Source organism: Phytohabitans aurantiacus (assembly GCF_027923225.1).
In the GTDB taxonomy this organism is placed as follows: Bacteria; Actinomycetota; Actinomycetes; order Mycobacteriales; family Micromonosporaceae; genus Phytohabitans; species Phytohabitans aurantiacus.
Map to the genome: position 1 here is coordinate 16212 of NZ_BSDI01000057.1, position 20183 is coordinate 36394.

The following is a 20183-nucleotide window of genomic DNA, read 5'->3' on the forward strand; positions in this document are numbered from 1 at the left end:
CAGTGAAAGCGAGAATTTCTTCAGGCTGTGTATAGCGTTGCTGCATGCGACTCGATCCCCGCCGGCTGGCCGTGCTGCGCGCGGTCGCCGACGCCGGCAGCGTCCTCGGCGCGGCCGCCGCCCTGCACCTCACGCCGTCGGCGGTATCGCAACACGTCGCCCGCCTGGAAGCGGAGGCCGGCGTGACGCTGCTGGACCGCTCCCGCCTCGGCGGCCGGCGGGCCGCCGGCCTCACCCCCGCCGGGAAGTTGCTGGCCCGGCACGCCGGCCGGCTCGCGGGCGTGCTCGCCGAGGCCGAACGCGACCTGGCGGCCCTCACCGGGCAGGTGGCCGGCACGGTCCGGGTCGGCGCCTTCCCCACGACCATCCGGCACCTCGTCGCGCCGGCCGCGATCGCCGCCGGCCCGCACGTGCGGGTGCGCGTCCAGCAGATCGAGTCCGAACCGGGCCTCGCCGCTCTCCGCGCCGGCGCCCTCGACCTGCTCATCGTCGACCGGGACGCCGCCGACCCCGCACCGCAGCGGCCGGGCCTCGCGGCGTCGCCGCTGCTGCTCGACCCGTACCAGCTCGCCGTGCCCGCCGCCTGGGGCGCGGTCGACAGCGTCGAGGCCCTGCTCGGCCGGCCCTGGGTCGACGGCCCGCCGGGATCGGTCGCGCGCCGCTCGCTCGACCGCATCGCCGGCCAGCACGGTGCCGCGCTGGAGCGCGCCCACGAATGCCTGGAGTATCCGGCCGCGCTGTCGCTGGTGGCGGCCGGGCTCGCGGTGGCGGTCGTGCCGGCGCTCGCGCTGCCCGACCCACCAGATTCCCGGGTACGCCTGCTGCCAGCCGCCGTCCTCGGTGCCCGCCGCCTGGACCTCGTCCACCGCGCGGGCCGGCACGAGCCCTCGCCCGCGGCGCGGCTGGTCGCCGGCGAGATTCGGGCTGCCGCACTTGATCTGGAACCGGACCGGCCGGGCCACCGTCCAAGCCGGACATGAAGAAGGGGCTCGCTCTGCTCGCCGTCCTCGCCGCCACCGCGTGTGGCGCCACCGACCCCAGCCCCGGTGGTGGCGGCGCGCCCGGCGAGGGCTGGCGGGAGCTGGCCGGCTCCCCGCTCAGCCCCCGGCACGCCGCCCTCGGCCTGTGGACCGGCACGGAGGCGCTGATCGTCGGCGGCGCCGACGACGCGATCTGCCCACCCAACGCCGACTGCGCCGCCGACCCGACCCCGCTGGCCGACGGTGCCGCCCTCGACCCGGCCACCGGCAAGTGGCGGCGGATCGCCGACGCGCCCGTGCCGTTCTCGTGGGGGCAGGGCGTGGTCGTCGGCACGTCGGCGTACATCCTGCCGAGCCAGGGACGGCAGGTGCTGGAGTACCGGATCGGCGAGGACCGCTGGACGCTCGTACAGGTGCCGTTCAAGCCGGACAGCTGGTACCAGCTGCTGGCCGCCGGCGGCCGCCTCGTCGCGTACTCGGGCAGCGACGAGACCGTGGAGTCGCCCGACTACGTCCTCGACGCCGCGACCGGGGCGTGGCGCGAGCTGCCCGCCGACCCGCAGGGCCGCTCCTACGACCGCACCATGGCGTGGACCGGCCGGGAGCTGGTGCTGTTCGACAAGAAGCTGGTGCCCAACCCGGGCCAGAACGAGCCGTCGCTGACCCGGGCCGCCGCCCTGGACCTCGCCACGGGTACCTGGCGACTTTTGCCCAACTCGCAGATCCTGTACACCGCGCCGTGGCTGCTCTCGGACGGGAAGCTGGTCAACCCGACGCTCGGCGACGCCGACGGTGGCGAGGTCGGCAACTGGGGCCGCGCCTACCCCAACGGCGGCATCCTGGACCCGGCCACCGGCCAGTGGGCGGCGCTGCCCGAGCGACCCGGTGGCGGCGAGACCTCGGGCGCCCGCTCCGCCACGTCGGCCATCTTCACCGGACTGCGGGGATCGGTCCTCGACACCACGACGGGTACCTGGGAGCCCCTCCCCACATTGCCGGGCGGCCGCCGCTCCGGCGCCACGTACGTCGCCGCCGGCCGGGACTTCCTGGTCTTCGGCGGCGGCTGGGGCGAGGATCTCCGCAACGACACCTGGCTGTGGCCCTAGCCCCCTCCCTCACCCTTGGTGATCAGGGCGTCCCTCAAGTCGTTAGGGCAACTTGAGGGATGAACGGTCCGAGTCGCGGCGCGACGCTTGCCCACGGCGATGTATGCGACTCGGACTGTTCACAGCCCTGATCACGAGTGCGCGGCGTCTCTATGTGCACGATCCTCCGGCGTCGTACGGTTAGCGGGTGCGACCCGACACGGGTGTCAGGGTCGCCCGTCCGCTCGTGAGGGATGGGGCCCTGATGACGAGTACCGGAAACATTGCTGTCCCTGACCCGCTTCGCTGGCCCGACGTGGCCGCCGTGCCACACTCGCCGTTCCGCGCGGCCGTCGCCGCCCGCCTCCTGCGCCGCCTGGCCGAACGCGTACCGATCCGTCTTGTCGGCGGCGGCGACGCCGCGGGGCCGCCCGGCGCCCCTGAGCTGCGCCTACACCGGCCCGCCGCGGTCTACCACCGGCTCGGCGCCCGGGGGCTGATCGGCTTCGGCGAGGGGTACCAGGCCGGCGACTGGGACACCGACGACCTCGCCGGGCTGCTCACCGCCATCGCGGCCGCCCTGCGCGACGCCCGGCTCGGTGCGCTGCGGCACCTGCGCCGCCTGCGGCACCTGCCGCTGACGCGGGCACTGTTCCGGGCCCGGCTGCCGCGCGCCGAGGAAAACACCGTCGACGGGGCGCGGCGCAACATCCATCACCACTACGACCTGTCGAACGACATGTTCGCGCTGTTCCTGGACGAGTCGATGACGTACTCGTCGGCGCTGTTCCCCGCCGACCGGCCGGTGAGGCCGACCGCAGATGGCGGCGTGGCGGTCGCTCTGACGCCCGGCGAACTCGCGGTCGCTCCGGCGCCGGGCGATCTGGCCGTGGCTGCGGCGCCCGGCGATCTCGCACTCACCGCGGCGCCCGGCGAACTCGCGGTCACTGCGGCGTCCGGCGATCTTGCCGTCGCCCAGCGCAACAAGATCGACCGCCTGCTGGACCATTCCGGCGTCGGCCCCGGCAGCCGCGTACTGGAGATCGGCACCGGCTGGGGCGAGCTCGCCATCCGCGCCGCCCGCCGAGGCGCCGCCGTCCACACCGTGACCATCTCCGTGGAGCAGCGCGACCTCGCGGCCCGCCGGGTCGCCGAAGCCGGCGTCAACGACCGCGTCACCATCGAACTACGCGACTACCGCCACATCGAGCCCGCGGACCCCGACGGCTACGACGCGATCGTCAGCGTCGAGATGATCGAGGCGGTCGGCGAGCGGTACTGGCCGGCCTACTTCAGCACCCTCGACCGTCTACTCGCACCCGGCGGCCGCGTCGGTCTGCAGGCGATCCTGGTCCCCCACGACCGTCTCCGCGCCGCCCGCCGCACGTACACGTGGATCCAGAAGTACATCTTCCCCGGCGGGGTGATCCTGTCGACCGAAGCGATCGAGCAGCTCGTGGCCGGGCACACCCGGTTGCGCGTCCGCGACTCGCACGTGTTCGGCACGCACTACGCGGCGACGCTGCGCCTGTGGAGGGAACGCTTCACGGCGAACGCGGCGGCGGTGGCGGCGCTCGGCTTCGACCAGACGTTCCGCCGCACCTGGGAGTACTACCTGGCATCCTGCGAGGCCGGCTTCACCACCGGCCACCTCGACGTAGGCCAATTCATCCTCGAACCCCGCCCCTAACTCCCTCCGACCCATTTCCTCCACCCGCCCACCACGCGCCGCCCGCACCGTCCGCGCGCGTCCGCGCCTACCGAGCGCCGTCCGCGCCCACCGCGCGACCGCGGGCGTCCGCGCGCCCTCTGCCCGCCGATCAAGGGCGAATGCACGTGGTTGGATCTCTTTTCCGCGTGCGTTTGCCCTTGATCGACACGAATATCCTTGATCGGCCCATGGCGGCCGGTGCGGTGTGCGACAGCGGACGTGGGCGCGGGCGCGGCGGCCGACGTCGTCGGGGGGTTGCGCTTAGGCATCGGCATGATGCCCGGCGGGCCGGTGCGTCCGGCGCGGTCGGCCCGGACGGCGGTCGGCCCGGCCAGGCATGCGCAGGCGCGGTCGGCGCGATGCCGCATTATCGCGGAAGTTGCGGCATCCAGAGCCGCCGGAGGCAGCAAGTTCAGCGATGTCGTCCCAACGTCGCCGCGCGCGACGCTGGCGCACGATTCGGGCGCGTGGCCCGACCGCCGCTTGGTGGGGTGGGCTGGAATCTTGCGCCCGGCTATGTCGGATACATCCGGGCGCAAGATCCCAGTACGCCCCACCAAGCGGGGCGCTTCCCACAACGCCGAGCCCGCGACCGGTCCGGCCAACGCTGTGGCACTCAAGGCCGCCCCACCCCTGGCCATACGCCTCCCACCTCGCCGGACCGACACGTCGATCAAGGACATTCGCGTCGATCAAGGGCAAAAGCACGCGGAAAGAGATCAAAGCGCGTGCGTTCGCCCTTGATCGGCGCGTCGGGCGTGGCGACACGCCGTCACGGGCTGGCCTGGGGGCGGACGTACGCGGAAGAGAGATCGAACCACGTGCATTCGGCCTTGATCGGCGGGAGGCACGCGGGGCACGCGGGGCGTGCAGACACGCTGGCACGGGCGGGCGGCGGCGCCGAGGGAGAGGACGGGCGCGGGCTGGGTTGCCCTCCTGGCACGCACGGCCAGGGGTTCTTGATCGGCGGGCGGCGGGCGGTTAGAGGAGGGTGGCTATGGCTTCGGGTACTGGGGTGTCGCCTGCGGTCAGCTCGACGATGAGCCGGCGCAGGGTGGGCTCGTGCAGCGCGGCGGCGATGAACGCGGCCACGTCGTCGCGGGGCACGGTGCCGTACTCGACGGCGAGGCCCGCGGTCACCCGGCCGGTGCCGGGCTGGTCGAGCAGGGTGCCCGGCCGGACGATGATCCAGTCCAGGTCGGTGCGGGTCAGGTAGACGTCGGCGGTCTTCTTGACGCGCATGTAGTGCTCGAAGCCTTCGCTGGTGTCACGATCGCGCCCCGCCTCCGGGAACACCGACACCAGCAAGAATCGTGTCACGCCCGCCTGGGCCGCAGCCATGGCGGCCTTCTCCAGCCCGCGCCCGTCGATAGCGGTGGTCTTGTCGATGCCGGTGCCGTGGGCGCCGGCCGAAAATACCACCGCGTCGTGGCCGGCCATCCTGCCTGCCAGCTCGTCGACTGAGTCGGCGATCAGGTCGCCAGTGACCGGCGTGGCGCCGGTGGCCAGTACAGCATCGGCCTGCGCCGGATCGCGATGGATGCCGGTCACGTCGTCGCCGCGGGCGGTGAGCTGCCCGGCGAGCCGGCGCCCGACGCCGCCGGCGGCGCCTATCAGGAACACTCGCATCGTCACGCCGCGAAGACCTGGGAGTCGTCGGCGAACGCCTTGAACTCGAGGGCGTTGCCGGCCGGGTCGAGCAGGAACATCGTCCACTGCTCGCCGGTCTGCCCCTCGAAGCGCACGTATGGCTCGATGACGAACGCGGTGCCGGCCGCGCGCAGCCGCTCGGCGAGCTCGTGGAAGCGGGGCACCGTCAGGATCAGGCCGAAGTGTGGCACCGGCACGTCGTGGCCGTCGACCGGGTTGTGGATCCGCTCGGCGCGCGCCGGGGCGAGGTGCGTGACGAACTGGTGGCCGTGCAGGCTCCAGTCGATCCAGGTGTCGGCGCTGCGGCCCTGCTCCAGGCCGAGCACCTCGCCGTAGAAGTGGCGCGCCGCGGCCAGGTCGTCGACCGGCATCGCCAGGTGGAACCGCGGTATCGGGGAGTCGAGGACGCTCATGTCCTGATGTTAACATTCGGACATGACCGACGAGCGCAGGATCGCTCCGGCCCGCCGCCGCGGACTGGCCGACGAGGTCGCCGACCGCATCCGGGAGGCGATCTTCGCTGGCGTCTACGCCCCCGGTGCGCAGCTGCGCGAGGTGGAGCTGTCGGGCGCGCTCGACGTCAGCCGCGGGCCGGTGCGCGAGGCGCTGCTGCGGCTCGAAGTCGAGGGCCTGGTCCGCAGCGCCTGGCACCGCGGCGCCACGGTCACGGCGTTGTCCGACCGCGACGTGACCGAGCTTGACAGCCTGCGCGGCGCGCTCGAACACCTCGCCGTCCAGCAGGTGGTCACGGGCGCGTCCGACGACGACATCGCGTCCATCGAACGAGCCGCCGACCGCATGGCGCGCGCCGAGGACGAGCATGACATGGTCCGGCGCGACATCGAATTCCATGACTCGGTGTACGCCGCCGCCCGCCACCGCCGCCTGGAGGAAGCCTGGCAGGCGATCCGCTCGCAGGTACACCTGTTTCTGCTGACCCGGATCGGCCGCGACAGCCGTGACTACCTCTCACACGTCGCCGACGAGCACCGCGACCTCGTCGCCGCCCTGCGTGCCCGCGACGCCGACCGCGCCCTGGTGCTGTTCGCCGCTCATCGGCGGCACGCTTTCGACGTTCTCATCGGCGGTGCCGGCCAGTAGGCTGCGGCGGTGAGAATCGGTGTGCTCGGCGCCGCCCGCATCGCTCCCGCCGCTCTGATGAAACCCGCCCGCGCCGTCGACGGCGTCGAGGTCGCGGCCATCGCGGCCCGCGACCGCCGCCGGGCGTCGGCTTTCGCTTCCCGGTACGGCGTGCCGGTGGTCCACGACTCGTACGCGGACGTGGTCGCCGACCCCTCGCTCGACGCCGTCTACATCCCACTGCCCAACGGTCTGCACGCACAGTGGACACTCGCCGCGATCCGGGCCGGAAAGCATGTGCTGTGCGAGAAACCGTTCACCTCCAACACCGCCCAGGCACGCGAGGTGCAGGCCGCCGCGGAGGGCAGCGGCGTGGTCGTCATGGAGGCGTTCCATTACCGGTACCATCCGGTCGCCCAACGCATGACGGACATCGTCCACAGTGGTGAGTTGGGCCGGATCGAGCGGGTGGAGACGGCGATGTGCTTTCCGCTCCCCCGGTTCTCCGACATCCGGTACGACTTCGGGCTCGCCGGCGGTGCGCTGATGGACGCCGGCTGTTACGCCGTGCACAGCCTGCGCCTGCTCACCCCCGGCGGCGAGCCGGTGGTCACGGGCGCGCGGGCTCTCACACTCAAACGCGACGGGCGCGTCGACCGGGCGATGACCGCACGGTTCGAGCTGCCCGGCGGCGGCACCGGCCACCTGCGTACGTCGATGTGGTCGTCCACGTTGCTGCGCATCCGCGCTGTGGCGGTCGGCGAATGTGGCCGTCTCGCTGTGACCAACTTCGCCGCACCGCACCTGTGGTCGCGATTCACGGTCACTGTGGACGGTCGGCGCCGGCGCGAAAGCACCAGTGGCGAGGCGACGTACGCCCACCAGCTGCGCGCCTTCGCCGCCGCCGTCCGCGGCGAACCCACCAACCTCACCCCGCCCGCCGACTCGGTCGCCACCATGCACCTCATCGACGACATCTACACCGCAGCGGGTCTCCCCCTCCGCACCTGACCCCCCTCGGCGCACCCCTCCGGTCCCCCGCCCCGTCCGCCCTCGCCGTGCCCGCGCCCGCCCTGGCCGTCGATCAAGGGCGAATGCACGTGGTTGGATCGCATCTCCGCGTGCGTTTGCCCTTGATCAACGCGAGTGCCCTTGATCGACGCCCGGCGAGCGACGCCCGACGGGCGACGGGCGACGGGCGACGGTGCCCGCCCGCGCGGCGGCACTCCGTGGTAGGCCCGCCCGTGGACAGACGCCAGCCCCGAGCGTGACGGCCGCCGGCCCGTGACGGCGGACGGGGCTAGCGCAGAGTTGCCGCGCCGAAGGAGACGGAGAACCGCTTGCACCAGATCGAGACGCTGCCGAGCTGGTCCAGGTCGGTGCTGGCCGGGATGGCGTACGCCTGGTCGCCCTTGTTGCCCTTGAGTTTGCCGAGTTCGACCCAGTCTCCGTCGTCGAAGACGCGCCACCCGCGTACACCCTCGCGCACCGGCTGATCCGACAGCCAGACTCGCAGGTCGGGCCCGTTGGAGGTGTCCAAGTCAACCAGTTCCAGCCGGTGCGAGCCGTCGGGCTGGCGTACGACCCGGGCGGTGCCGCTGGTCTCGTGCTCGTGGCTGATGAACGCGCCCTGCCGCACCACCACCGGCCCAGACACCGTCGCCGGCGCTGCCGTCGTGGGCGCTGTCGTCGCGGGCGCGTCGGGTGTCGGCACGACCGCCAGGGTCTCGTTCACCTCCTTGTCGGTCACCAGTTTCCACGGCTGGAACCAGTACAGGCCGAGCGTGCCACCGGCCGCCAGGACGACCACGGCCACCCAGGTCAGCGGCTTGCGCAGAAGGCGTGCGATCACGCTTCCAGTAAACCGCCCCGAGGCCATCCAAATCCTTACGAAGCGATGATGGAAGCCGCCTCGGCGAGGATGCGAGCCAGTTCGGTGGGTTTGGTGACCATGGGCCAGTGTCCCGAGTCGATGTCGACGAAGTCGACGTGCTTGGCCTTGGCGAGTTCGGGAACGTCGCCGGCGCCGATCCACTCCCGCGCTTGGTCGGGCGTGAACTCTGGGCATACGACGAGGACCGGCACGTCGAAGCGGCGCTCGTCGGAAAGGTGTACCACTCCCCTGGTCACCGCCTCGGGCACGGGGATCGCGGCGGCCGCGAAGGCGTCCCTCGCCGGCTCGTCGAGGTCGGCTGAGTCGGGGCCCTCGAAGCGGTCCCAGCCGGGAAACGGCATGACGCCGTCCAAGTACTCGAAGAAGTCGGCGTAGGGCTGGCCGTCACCGGACGGGAAGCCGCCAATGAGCACGACCTTGGCGACCTTGTCCGGCCGCGCGTCGGCCGCGAGCCACGCCAAGGTACAGGCTGCGGAGTGTCCGACGACCGTGACCTCGCCTACGGCCTGATCCACGGCGGCGATGACGGCTCTCACCTGGTCGTCGAGGATGGCGGACGCGGAGCCGTCGCCCTGGCCCGGGAGGGTGAGCGGCACGGGGCGGTGGCCGTGCGCCTCCAGCGCGGGTGTGACGTCGTTCCAGGCGGATCCGTCGAGCCAGAGGCCGGCGATGAGCAGGATGTCCACGGTCAGAATTCCTTTTCGATGATGGTCAGGTCGCGTTCGGCGTAGAGGCGGTGTTCCCATTCCTCGTTGAGGACGATGCGAAGGCATTCCTTGAGGGGGAAGCCTTCCGCTTGGGGCCAGCCGGGTTCGGTGCGGGTCAGCTCGGAGGCGAGCTGCTCGTCGGTGAGCGTCTCGATGACGTGGCGGACCATGGCCTGGCGGTCGCGGCGCAGTGCGAGCACCTCGTCGAGGGTGGGGCGGGCTTCGCGGTCCCAGGGGACGCCTTCCCAGCCTTCGGCATCGTCCCAGGGCAGGTCCAGGGGGTGCCAGGGCGAGGGGTTGCCGAGGATCATGCGGCCGACCCAGGCGTCGCTGGCGAAGCTGAGGTGCCGCAGGGTCTGGATGAAGGACCATTCGTCGTCGACGCCGCGGTGCAGGTCTGCCTCGGGGAAGGTCTTGGCGCGGCCGACGGTGCCCTCCCACAGCCGTTCCAGGATCGTCCACGCCTCGCGGAACCCGTCGGCGTGGTCGGGGCGCATCTTCGCGCGGTCGGGCATGCGGCGGTTGAGTTCGGCGTCGACGAGCGGGGCGATGTCGACGCCGTTGACAACGACGTTGAGGAGTTCGCCGTAGATGTCGACGTCGACCATCTCGACGCCGCGCATGCGGGTGCCCTGGAAGAGGGAGCCGCGGATCTGGGCGCCGCTGAAGTCGATCTGGCGCATGCTGGCCTCGCGGAGGCGCACGTGCTGGAAGCGGGCTCCGGTGAGGTCCCGGTCGCGGAACTCGGTCATGGAGAGCACCCTAGGAGCGGTTCCGGACGATCTACTACCGGTTAGGGTGCTGGGGTGGCGACCGACATCAGCCCCACGGCGCGCGCCCTGCGTGCGATGGAGATCCTTCAGGCCCGGCCGGGTGCGACAGCCGGCGAGCTCGCGGCGGGTCTGGGTGTCACGGAACGGGCGGCGCGGCGGTACGTGGAGATCCTGCGCGAGGCGGGCATTCCCGTCGAGTCGACCAGGGGCCCCTATGGCGGGTACCGGCTGGGGCGGGGAACGCGACTGCCGCCCGTCGTGTTCACGGAGCCCGAGGCCCTCGGCCTGGTCATGGCCGTGCTCGACGGGCATCCCGCGGCCGCGGACCCCGACGATCTCATCGGCACCGCCCTCAGCAAGGTCATCCGGGCGCTGCCGGACAGCGTCGGCCGGCAGGCGGCCGCGCTGCGGGCCCACGCGTCGGCCGCGCACGATCGGGACGCGGCCCGAACCGACCCCGCGACCACCAGCGCGCTCGTCGCGGCGGTCGCGGCCCGCCGTCGGGTGCTTGTCGTGTACCGCAGCGACGCAGGCCGCGAATGGGAGGCCGAGGTGGATCCGTGGGCGGTCGTGGTGCGTCACGGGCGCTGGTACCTGTTGTGCCACTCGCACCGCGCCAACGCGATCCGCACCTATCGGATCGACCGGATACGTGCGATCGAGGTGACGGCGCACGAGTTCGAGCCGCCCCGCGACCTCGACCCGGTGGCGGCGCTGGAGGAGAATCTGGGCGTCGGTTGGGAGTACCCGACGCGGGTGGTGTTCGCCGCTCCCCTGGCCGAGGTGGCGCCGTGGGTCCGCCCTCCGATGGGTCGGCTGGAGGCGGCCGGCGACGGGTGCGTGCTGAGCGGCAGCACGAGCAACCCGGCGATGTACGCGCAGGAGTGGCTGGCGAGGCTGCCGTTCGCGTTTCGCGTCGAGGGCGGGCCGGAGCTGCGCGCCGCCGTCGCGACGGTCGCCGCGCGCTTCGCTGCCGCCTTTTAGAGACCGTTGGCGGTCAGGATTGGCGCCATTCCCGCGTCGCGCCGCCGCGAGGTGTGAGGCGGCGCGTGCGAGGCGACGCGTCGTCGTGGCCGGGGTCAGCCGTGGGGTTTGAGGGGGTGGCGGCGGCGCGCCCTGCGCGGTGCGCGGTGCGCGGTGCGCGGTGCGCGGTGCGCGGTGCGCGGTGCGCGAGGCGCGAGGCGCGCCGATCAAGGCCATTCGCATCGATCAAGGGCAAATGCACGCGGAAAAGAGATCCAACCACGTGCATACGCCCTTGATCGGCGCGCACGGCGTGGCGACACGCCGTGCCGCGCGGGCCTGGGCCCGATCCGGAAACGTCCGCCCGACGGCGCGGTACTGGTCGCCCTCGGGAAGGCCGTCGTGGCCGGGGTCGGGCCGCCAGCCGGTCACCGAGGAAGTAGTCCACAGTGGAGTCGGTTCCAAGCGGCTTCGATCCGTCCTCCAGCGACTCCCCATAGCGTCGGGCCTGCCCCCACTCCAACGTAAGGAGAGTCAATGCGCAGAATCCTGTCCGTCCTGGCCGCGATCGTCATCGGGCTGACCGCCGTCGCGATGCCGTCCCGGGCCTCGGCCGCGCCCGGCGAGACCATCTGGACGTGCGGCGACTACCCGCCTGGCACCTGGGTGCTGATCGGCTTCGTGTCCGGCTACTGCGGCGGAAACCGGCTCTACACCGGCAAGACCGACGTCAGTGGCACGCCGGTCGGCGGGTCGATCGCCGTCTGCTCCAGCTCGTGGATCCCGCCCGGCTGGGGGATCGCGCTCAGCGGGATCGGCCTGTCGGGCTGCTCGTACCCCGGCCAGGGCTGGCAGAACGCCATGGTGATCGTGCGGCAGTCGTAGCAACGCCCCGGCCACCAAGATCAGGGCGTCCCTCAAGTCGCTCTAGCGACTTGAGGGACGCCCTGATCACGAGATGGCTGGGCGGGCACGAGATGGCTAGGCGGGGACGATCATTGGGGTGCCGGCCACCGGATCCGGCACGATCATGCAGCTCAGGCCGAAGACCTTCTCCACCAGCTCGGCCGTGATGACGTCGGTGGGCGCTCCCTCGGCGACGATGCTGCCCTCGCACATGGCGATGACGTGGTCGCAGAAGCGGCACGCGAGGTTCAGGTCGTGCATGACGATGACGATGGTCTTGCCGGCCTCGGCGTTCAGCTTGCACAGCAGCCGCAGCAGCTCCACCTGGTGGTTGATGTCCAGGTAGGTGGTGGGCTCGTCGAGCAGCAGCAGGTCGGTGTCCTGCGCGAGGGCCATGGCGACCCACACCCGCTGGCGCTGGCCACCGGACAGCTCCCGGATGGGACGGTCGACGAGATCGGCGGTGCCGGTCGCTTCGAGCGCGCCCGCGACGGCGGTGTGGTCGCGTTCGGTCCACCGCCGGAACCAGCCCTGGTGCGGGTACCGGCCGCGCGCCACGAGGTCGGCGACGGTGATGCCGTCCGGGGCGATCGGCGTCTGGGGCAACAGGCCGAGCACCTTGGCGACGTCGAGGGTGCTGAGGTCGGTCAGGGCCTTCCCGTCGAGGTAGACGGCGCCGCTGCGCGGGGCGAGCAGCCGGGCGAGGCCACGCAGCAATGTGGACTTGCCGCAGGCGTTGGCGCCGACGATCGCGGTCACCTTGCCGTCGAGCACGGTGACGTCGAGGTTCGAGACGATGTTCTTGTCGTCGTACCCGAGGGACAGGCCCTCGGCGCGCAGCCGGGTCATCCGCCCGCTCCTTGCCGGTTGGTGGTGGCCAGCAGCCACAACAGATATGGGGCGCCGACGGCGCCGGTGACGACACCGGTGGGCAGCGGCGTGGGCATCAGGTGTACGGCGACGAGGTCGGCGGTCAGCAGTAGCACGGCACCGACGAGGGCCGCGGGGAGGATGCCGCCGGTCGCCGGGCCGAGGAGCCGGTTGGCGATCGGCCCGGCGATGAGCGCGACGAAGACGATCGGGCCGGCCACCGATACAGCCAGCGCGACGAGGACGACACCGGTGGCGAGCAGGCCGGCACGGCTCAGCTCGGTGCGGGTACCCAGGGCGCGGGCGGTGTCGTCGCCGAGTTCGAGGGCGCGCAGGGGGCGTTGGAGCAGTACCGCTAGCGGCAGCAGGACGATCAGGGCGGCGGTCAGCACCTTGAGTTCGGTGTCGCTTGCCTGCCCTACCGAGCCGGCGAGCCAGTGCATGGCCTGCCGGGCCTGTGACAGCTGCGCCCGGGTGAGCACGTAGCCGATGAGCCCGTCGAAGAAGACGGCCACGCCGATGCCGATGAGGATGAAGCGGTACCCGGTGACGCCGTCACGCCAGGCGAGCACGTACATCAGCGTGGCGGCGAGGATGGCACCGCCGAGCGCGAGACCGCTGATCGCGAGCCCGCCGAGGTTCAGCAGCACGATACCGCCGACGGCGGCGAGCCCGGCGCCGGAGCTGATACCGACGAAGTCGGGTGAGGCGAGCGGGTTACGCAGCAGCTGCTGGAAAATGGTGCCGGAGGCGCCCAGCGCGAGCCCGACGGTGAGTCCGGAGGCAGCGGTCGGCAGCCGCAGGCCGCGGACCACGAAGTCGACGCTCGGGTTGTCTTCCAGGTGCAGCACCGAGGCGATGACCTCCCAGGCGCTGAGGCGGAAGCTGCCGACCATCATGGTGACCACGAAGAGGGCGGCGACGGCCACGGCCAGCGCGACGGTGACGACGGCGGCGCGCACACTCCGCCGCCGTCGCGTGACGGTCAAGGTCCGCGCGGCCGGCGGGGCGAGGACGGTCATGCGCTCACACCTCCGACAGCTTGGCGTAGCGGACGACGGCCACGAACGCGGGCGCGCCGAGCACGCCCAGGACCACACCGACCTGCAGCTCGTCGGGGGCTCCGGCGACCCGGCCGAGCACGTCGGCCAGCAGCAGGATGATGGGGGCGAGCAGCATCGAGTACGGGATGATCCAGCGATAGTCGGGCCCGCAGATGAACCGCGCCAGATGTGGCACGACGAGCCCGATGAACACGATCGGCCCGCAGGCGGCGGTGGCGGCGCCGGCGAGGATCGCGACCACGGCGAACGCCGCCGCGCGGGTGCGGGTGACATGCTGGCCGAGGCCGCGGGCGACGTCCTCGCCGAGGGCGAGGCCGTTGAGTGCCCGCCCGAACCCCAGCGACGCGACGAGACCGACCAGCAGGAACGGCGCGACGCCGGTCAGGATCGGCGCGTACCGGCCGGCGAGCGAGCCGACCTGCCAGAAACGCAACTCGTTGAGGGCGTCCACATTGGTCATCACGATGCCGGTGGTGACCGAGGTGAGCCCGGCGGTGACGGCAGCGCCGGCGAGGGCGAGCTTGATCGGTGTGGCGCCCTCGCGGCCCAGTGAGGCGATCGAGTACACGAGCAGGAGCGCGCCGATCGCACCGGCGAACGCGAACCACACGTAGACCCCGACGCCGCGGAAGCCGAGCACGGTGATGGCGAAGACGACGAACGCGGCGGCGCCGGCGTTGATGCCCATGATCCCGGCGTCGGCGAGCGGGTTGCGGGTGACGCCCTGCAGGATCGCCCCGGCGACGCCGAGTGCCGCGCCGACGACGATGCCGAGCAGGGTGCGCGGGACGCGCAGCTCCAGGGTGACGGTGCTGTTCGTCGAGCCGTCGTTGTTGAGGCTGCCCAGGGCGTGCAGCACCTCGGACAGGCCGATCGACCGCGAGCCCATCGTGACGCTGAGGAACGCGACGACGGCCAGGACTACGCAGAGCGCGACGAGCCCCGGCCCGAGGGCGGAGGCTCGCCGCGACCCGCGGGCCGAGGTGCGTGTCGCGTACCGGCTAGTTGCCGACATTCGGGTCCGCGGCCTTGACAGCCGTTGTCAGCTTGTCGAGTTCGGTGGCGAAGTCGCCGTACGTGTGCAGCCAGTACGCCGGCCACGACACGACCGCACCGGCCTTCGCCGCCTTGATCTTGAACCACGTCGGCTGCTTCTTGCCCCAGTCCGCGTTGGACGTCGCGGTGAACGACCGCCCGTCGAACAGGAGCAGATCAGGCTGGTACTTGTCGGCGTTCTCCCAGCTGAGGTTCTCCCAGTACGGGAAGCCGGGGTCGGGCTTGTCGGGGTTGATGACCTTGAGGCCGAAGCTCTGCAGGTCGAGCAGCTCCGGCGCGTACTCGGGGTTGGCGAAGTACAGCTTGTCGTCGCTGGGTGACACCGCGCCGACCGTCAGGCCGGGCTTCTCGGCCACGGCGGCCTTGAACGCGGCGACCGCGTCCTCGAAGCGCTTCTTGTTGGCGGCGATCTGCGGGTCGTCCACCTTGGCGCCGAGGCTCTTGGCGAGGTCGGCGTACCCGTCGGCCAGCTGAACGATCGACTTGCCCTGCGACACACCGACGACCGGAGCGAGCTCGGCGATCTTCTTGCTCTTCTCGTCGACGCCCTCCTCCATGCCGCTGTGCGCCTTCTCGGCGGGCCACCAGTCACCGACAATGAGGTCGGGCCGCAGCGCCGCGGCCTTCTCGACGTCGATCTTGCCCCACTCCTCGCCGAGGATCTCGATGCCCGTGAGGTCGAGGTTCTTCAGGTTCGGGTCGGTCTTGACGGACTCGTCGGAGTAGATCCCGATCGGCTTGATGCCAAACGACATCAGCGCGGCGGCCTCGCCCGCGTGGGCGATGATCCGCGTAGGGGTCTTGTCAGCTTTGACGACCTGGCCCGAACCGTCGGTAAAGGACCAGGGCCCGGCATCGGCGGCGGGCTTATCGCTGGCGGTGGAGTCGTTGCCACAGCCGGTAAGGACGGCGCTCAGTGCCGCCACGGCCAGAAGCGGACGCCATGCGCGCATGGTGGAGTTTCCGTTCTCGTGATGGGGTGTAGCTCGCAGCAGTTAGGTTAGGCTAACCACCACGGAGCGTTTTGGCCAGCGCGATGATCAGACTCACTCCCAACCAACGCCCCGCCCGTCCTCTCCCCCGATGCCACCGCTCGCCCGCGACGGCGCGTCGCCACACCCGGTACGCCTCCCGACTCCCGCCGATCAAGGGCGAACGCACGCGGTTGGATCTCTCTTCGGCGCCGCGGCCGCCCCCACGCCAGCCCGGCACGGCGTGTCGCCACGCCCGCTACGCCGATCAAGGGCGTATACACGCGGTTGGATCTCTCTTCCGCGCCGCGGCCGCCCCCAGGCCAGCCCGGCACGGCGTGTCGCCACGCCCGCTACGCCGATCAAGGGCGTATACACGCGGTTGGATCTCTTTCCGCGTGCATTCGTCCATGATCCATGCGATTGCCCTTGATCGGCTCGGCTCGCGATCAAGCGCCGGCGCGAGGCCGCGCGCAGCCGCAGCCGGCCAGCCCCGGCCAGGTGGGCAGGCCGCAGCTTGGCAGCCCCGGCCAGGTGGGCGGGCCGGTCCCGGCGGGCCGGACGGGCCGCGGCGGACGGGCCGCGCGGGGCGCGGGGCGCGGGGCGCGGGGCGCGGGGCGCGGAGGGCGCGGAGGGCGCGGAGGGCGCGGAGGGCGCATCTTCGGGGAAAATGCGCCCTCAACTCGCGTCCAACCCCAGCAAAAACCCGGATATCGCTGCAACCACAACCGCCGCGTGTCGGTGCCTGGCCGCACCGGGCAGGCCGCGCGTGGCCTCGGCGCGCGGCGCCCCAGCCAGCGCCTGCGCGCCCGCCCTCGGCCGACTCCGCCACACTGATCGCGAGAGCGCGAAAGGCCCAACCCGCGCGGGGAAAGCGCACGCGAACAAGGCACAGCGCTGGCGCGGCACGCGCGCAAACCAGCACGGCACGCGCGCAAACCAGCACGGCACGCGCGCAAACCAGCACGGCACACGCGCATAAGCGGCGCGGCACGCGCGCAAAGCAGCACGGCACGCGCGCAAAGCGGCGCGGCATGACCGAACAGAGGCACGGCATGACCGAACAGAGGCACGGCGTCCGCGGTCAGAAGAGGCGGGGCAGAGGCGCGGGACGTGGGCGGGCGACGCCAGGCTAAGAGACGCGGGTTAGTCGAGCCAGTGGGCCTCGTCGCCCACGCGGACCTCGCCGGGCGTCTCGACGGCCGCGTACACGCCGAGTTTGTTGCCCAGCTCGCGGGCGACGTGGCGCAGTACCGCGCGGTCGTGCGGGACCGTCGTGGTCTCCTTGGTGATCATCACGCAGCGCTCGCACGGCATGGTGAACCGCAGCCGCATCCCGCCGATCGCCATCCGGCGGCCGGCCCAGCTCTCCTCGGGGTATCCGGTCGCGCCCTCGTCTACCGCGCCGTCGAGCAGCAGGTTTGGCCGGAAGCGCGTGATGTCGACCGCGCTGTCGGGCAGGGCGGCGGCGATGCTGCGCAGCGTCGTCGTGGTCATCAGGTTCAGCGCGCCCTCGACCCAGTGCGTCGTGTGCGTGTCGAGGGTGACCTTCGCGTCGACGGCATCGCTGAGCAGGCTGTCGACGTCGGCTGCGTCGGAGCGGACCCGCCGGCCGTCTGGCAGGTGGAGCTCGACGACGCCGGGCTCGACGGTGACGGCCCGCACGCGCATGAGGCCCGGAACGTCGCCGGCCCACGTGTACTCGTCGCGATCGTCGCGGACGGCCATGCCCCGGTCTCCCTCGATGCCCATCATGCCGACCGCGACGGATTCGAGCCGTTCGCCGCCGATGGACTTCACCGGGTACCGCCAGAGCTGCTCAAGGTGCATCCCGCGATTCTATCCACCAAACCCGCCCCCCACGGCCCGCCCCAACGGGAGACGCCCTACCCGCCCACACTCTCGTATCGACGCAATTCAATGCGCCACCACCCAAGAGCGGCCAAAAACAACGTCGCGCTGATGAGGGGAGACGCGACGGCGACCCCGGCGGGCACCGGTAGCGACGATGTCTGTCCAGTGAGGACGGCGACCGGGAAGTACGCGCAGAACGCGATCGGGAGTACGAAGACGAACACGGCCCAGGCCAGGTTGGGCAGGATGTGCAGCGGGTAGTTGCCGAAGGCGGCCATCAGCTCCTCGGTCCACTCCTGCCACAGTTTGACGGTGGGACGGCGCAGCGCGAAGGCTCCCAGGACGGTTTGCAGAGCCACCTCCAGCAGGGTGGCGCCGACCACCGAGGCCACCAGATAGCCGATGCGCCACGGCGTCCAGTCGATGTCCACCATCCGCACCGCGGCCGCGAACATGACGGCGACGACCGCCAGGCCACCGAACTCCGGCATGTGGAAATAGTTGAGCATCACCTGCCGGTACACCGGTAGCGGGCGCAGCAGAAAGGCATCGATCTTGCCGTCGGCGGTCAGCTCCGAGACCTGCCGCAGCCCGATGAAGAAACCGGAGGCGAAGGTGTGGCCAGCCAGCCGGACGCTCGCCACGAGCAGCACGTCACCGGCCGACCAGCCGCCGAGTCCGGGAAACCGGGTGATGACGACCGTGGCGAAGGCGACCACCGTCACCTGCCAGATGATCCCGACAGCGATCATGAAGATGAAGTCGGTCCGGTACTCCAGCGCCGCCTTGATGGACAGCTTGATGAACCGCAGCGTGAGCACCGGTCAGCCTCCCTGCACGACGACCTGGCGGTCGGCGCGTCGCCAGAACCGGCGCAACACCAGCGCGAGCAGGACGATCCAGATGACCTGGACAAGTACGTAGTGGCCGGCGTCGGCTGGCGGGATGCGGCCGACGTAGAGAGACAGCGGCACGTGCAGCGAGCTTTGGAACGGCAGCCACGACGAGAGCGTCTGGAACCAGCCGGGGAAGAACCACAGTGGCGCGATGGCACCGGCGAACAGGTTCTGGGTCAGGTTGATCATCGCGCCGACGCCGAAGTTGTTCAGCGTCCAGAAGCAGGCCACGTCGACCAGAGCCAGCAGGTAGTAAAGCACCATCTGGCCCAGGACGAGGGTGAGCAGAAACAGCCCGGCCGCCGTCTTCGACGCCGGGCCTTCGACCAGACCGATCAGGCGGCAGACCGTGTACGCCGCCGCGGCCCACGCCAGCCCGTAGAGCTGGTCGCCGACCGCGCGCACCCAGTGGTACCGCTGGGGATCGACGGGGCGCAGATACCAGTACACGATGCTGCCGGTGCGGACGTGCTGGCGCACGGTGTCTCTGGCCAACCCGCGATCGGGCCCGCGCAGCCGCCCGTAAAGGGTGGCCAGCACGGCGTAGGTGACGGCCTGCCCGCGGTCCATGCCCGCGTTGAACGACACCGTCGCGTACAGCGCTGTCCACAGGCACCAGGTCAGGAAGACCTGTGTGGACAGTTGCGTGACCACGCCCGCGAGGCGGCCCGGATGGTGGGTTTCATAGAGTACCGACCGCCGCGCGATCCGCCAGCCCTGTGCCAGCTCGCTCACGCGGTCACGGCCGCACGCTTGCGATAGACGGCGGCCATGATGTCTTCCAGGTCGTCGCCGTGCGTCTCCAGGTCGGTCACGTCGTCTCTGTCCAGAAGGGACCGCATCAGCTCGCGCTTGGCGGTCGGGTCGACGCCGGCGAACACGTGGGCGTCACCCACCTTCTCGCCGGGCCCGGGGATGCCTGGCGGCACCTCGCCCGTCGCGAACGTGACCCTGACCTTCCATCCGGACCCGTACTCCTTCTGCAGCTCGGCCAGGCCACCGTCGTAGACGACCCGGCCCTCGTTCACGAGCAGCACCCGCCGGGCGAGGCGGGCCACCTCGGCCATGTCGTGCGTGGTCAGGATGACGGTGCGGGACCGCTGCTCCACCTGGTACCGGATGAACTCGCGGACCTGTTCCTTGGCGACGGCGTCCATGCCGATGGTCGGCTCGTCGAGGAAGATGATCGGCGGGTCGTGCAGCAGCGCGGCGGCCAGGTCGCAGCGCACCCGCTGCCCGAGTGACATCTGTCGCGGGCGCCGCTGCCAGAAGCTGGCCAGTTCGAGCAGCCCGTCCAGTTCCTCCAGCCGCGTGCGGTACGCCTCCTGCTCGATCTTGAAGATGTCGCGGAGCATCGTGAACGACTCGACCGCCGGCAGGTCCCACCACAGCTGCGTACGCTGGCCGAACACCGCGCCGATCCGCCGCGCGTTCACCTTGCGGTCGAGGTGCGGCACCTGCCCGGCGACCCGGGCCTCGCCGTCGCTGGGCACCAGTACCCCGGCGAGCATCTTGATGGTGGTCGACTTGCCGGCGCCGTTGGGCCCGAGCAGGGCGAGCAGTTCGCCGCGCGCGACGCTGAACGACACCTCCTCGACCGCGACGGTGTCGGCGCGCTCGGGCGCCACGAGCGACCGCAGCGCACCCACGAAACCGGGCCGGCGCACCGAGGTGGTGAAGACCTTGCGCAGTCGCCGCGCCTCGATGGCTGGGCCGTCCATCG

General features: G+C 71.5%; 20 protein-coding genes. 7 read left to right on the forward strand and 13 right to left on the reverse strand.

Features of this window, described 5'->3' with window-relative positions:
• The first annotated feature begins 44 nt into the window (after positions 1-44).
• From QMG73_RS37515 to QMG73_RS37525, 3 genes are all read left to right on the forward strand, one after another.
• Positions 45-980, forward strand: a complete 936-nt coding sequence (locus QMG73_RS37515) for a LysR family transcriptional regulator (protein WP_281903735.1) — start codon at positions 45-47, stop codon at positions 978-980.
• The gene (locus tag QMG73_RS37520; RefSeq protein WP_281903736.1) at positions 977-2086 is read left to right on the forward strand and encodes a Kelch repeat-containing protein; all 1110 of its coding nucleotides are present in this window, start codon (positions 977-979) and stop codon (positions 2084-2086) included. The genes QMG73_RS37515 and QMG73_RS37520 overlap by 4 nt, the downstream gene beginning before the upstream one ends.
• A gap of 244 nt (positions 2087-2330) precedes the next feature.
• Entirely contained in the window at positions 2331-3755 is a 1425-nt protein-coding gene (locus tag QMG73_RS37525; RefSeq protein ID WP_281903737.1) for an SAM-dependent methyltransferase, read from the forward strand.
• Between the two features lie 1002 nt (positions 3756-4757).
• Here the strand turns inward: QMG73_RS37525 and QMG73_RS37530 are convergent.
• Together QMG73_RS37530 and QMG73_RS37535 are read right to left on the reverse strand one after the other, a co-directional pair.
• A complete protein-coding gene (locus QMG73_RS37530) occupies positions 4758-5405 on the reverse strand; it encodes an NAD(P)H-binding protein (RefSeq protein ID WP_281903777.1) in 648 nt (215 codons plus the stop codon).
• 2 nt (positions 5406-5407) lie between these two features.
• Positions 5408-5839, reverse strand: a complete 432-nt coding sequence (locus QMG73_RS37535; RefSeq protein ID WP_281903738.1) for a VOC family protein — start codon at positions 5837-5839, stop codon at positions 5408-5410.
• Between the two features lie 22 nt (positions 5840-5861).
• Here QMG73_RS37535 and QMG73_RS37540 point away from each other — a divergent pair, with 22 nt between their 5' ends.
• Complete coding sequence (locus QMG73_RS37540) at positions 5862-6527, forward strand: GntR family transcriptional regulator (RefSeq protein ID WP_281903739.1); 666 nt, start codon at positions 5862-5864, stop codon at positions 6525-6527.
• Positions 6528-6536: 9 nt separating this feature from the next.
• Positions 6537-7517 (forward strand): Gfo/Idh/MocA family protein, encoded by a 981-nt coding sequence (locus tag QMG73_RS37545; protein WP_281903740.1) that lies wholly within the window; start codon positions 6537-6539, stop codon positions 7515-7517.
• 289 nt (positions 7518-7806) lie between these two features.
• Here the strand turns inward: QMG73_RS37545 and QMG73_RS37550 are convergent, their stop codons facing one another.
• From QMG73_RS37550 to QMG73_RS37560, 3 genes are read right to left on the reverse strand one after another with little or no spacing between them, the layout of a single operon-like run.
• Positions 7807-8358, reverse strand: coding sequence for a DM13 domain-containing protein (locus QMG73_RS37550; RefSeq protein ID WP_281903741.1), 552 nt, complete (start codon positions 8356-8358; stop codon positions 7807-7809).
• Between the two features lie 35 nt (positions 8359-8393).
• Positions 8394-9086 carry an alpha/beta fold hydrolase gene (locus QMG73_RS37555; protein ID WP_407676909.1) on the reverse strand — a complete coding sequence of 231 codons (693 nt, stop codon included), beginning with the start codon at positions 9084-9086 and terminating at the stop codon, positions 8394-8396.
• 2 nt (positions 9087-9088) lie between these two features.
• Complete coding sequence (locus tag QMG73_RS37560; RefSeq protein WP_281903742.1) at positions 9089-9859, reverse strand: DinB family protein; 771 nt, start codon at positions 9857-9859, stop codon at positions 9089-9091.
• Between the two features lie 54 nt (positions 9860-9913).
• On the opposite strand from QMG73_RS37560, the gene QMG73_RS37565 reads away from it, so the two are divergent.
• Together QMG73_RS37565 and QMG73_RS37570 are read left to right on the forward strand one after the other, a co-directional pair.
• A complete protein-coding gene (locus QMG73_RS37565) occupies positions 9914-10864 on the forward strand; it encodes a helix-turn-helix transcriptional regulator (protein WP_281903743.1) in 951 nt (316 codons plus the stop codon).
• Positions 10865-11380: 516 nt separating this feature from the next.
• Positions 11381-11728: a hypothetical protein gene (locus QMG73_RS37570; protein WP_281903744.1), complete on the forward strand. Its 348-nt coding sequence runs from the start codon at positions 11381-11383 to the stop codon at positions 11726-11728.
• A 96-nt stretch (positions 11729-11824) separates the two neighbouring features.
• Here QMG73_RS37570 and QMG73_RS37575 read toward each other — a convergent pair whose 3' ends face one another.
• The 8 genes from QMG73_RS37575 to QMG73_RS37610 form a co-directional block, all read right to left on the reverse strand.
• Complete coding sequence (locus QMG73_RS37575) at positions 11825-12598, reverse strand: ABC transporter ATP-binding protein (protein WP_281903745.1); 774 nt, start codon at positions 12596-12598, stop codon at positions 11825-11827.
• Positions 12595-13641, reverse strand: coding sequence for a FecCD family ABC transporter permease (locus QMG73_RS37580; protein ID WP_281903746.1), 1047 nt, complete (start codon positions 13639-13641; stop codon positions 12595-12597). The genes QMG73_RS37575 and QMG73_RS37580 overlap by 4 nt, the downstream gene beginning before the upstream one ends.
• Positions 13642-13645: 4 nt before the next feature.
• Positions 13646-14698: a FecCD family ABC transporter permease gene (locus tag QMG73_RS37585; RefSeq protein WP_281903747.1), complete on the reverse strand. Its 1053-nt coding sequence runs from the start codon at positions 14696-14698 to the stop codon at positions 13646-13648.
• Positions 14685-15692 carry an ABC transporter substrate-binding protein gene (locus QMG73_RS37590; RefSeq protein WP_281903748.1) on the reverse strand — a complete coding sequence of 336 codons (1008 nt, stop codon included), beginning with the start codon at positions 15690-15692 and terminating at the stop codon, positions 14685-14687. Before QMG73_RS37590 ends, QMG73_RS37585 begins: the two co-directional genes overlap by 14 nt.
• Before the next feature lie 1164 nt (positions 15693-16856).
• Positions 16857-17540 (reverse strand): MOSC domain-containing protein, encoded by a 684-nt coding sequence (locus tag QMG73_RS37595; protein WP_281903749.1) that lies wholly within the window; start codon positions 17538-17540, stop codon positions 16857-16859.
• A 56-nt stretch (positions 17541-17596) separates the two neighbouring features.
• Complete coding sequence (locus QMG73_RS37600) at positions 17597-18385, reverse strand: ABC transporter permease (RefSeq protein ID WP_281903750.1); 789 nt, start codon at positions 18383-18385, stop codon at positions 17597-17599.
• Between the two features lie 3 nt (positions 18386-18388).
• The gene (locus QMG73_RS37605; protein WP_281903751.1) at positions 18389-19195 is read right to left on the reverse strand and encodes an ABC transporter permease; all 807 of its coding nucleotides are present in this window, start codon (positions 19193-19195) and stop codon (positions 18389-18391) included.
• Positions 19192-20181, reverse strand: coding sequence for an ABC transporter ATP-binding protein (locus QMG73_RS37610; protein ID WP_281903752.1), 990 nt, complete (start codon positions 20179-20181; stop codon positions 19192-19194). Before QMG73_RS37610 ends, QMG73_RS37605 begins: the two co-directional genes overlap by 4 nt.
• Positions 20182-20183: the final 2 nt, after the last annotated feature.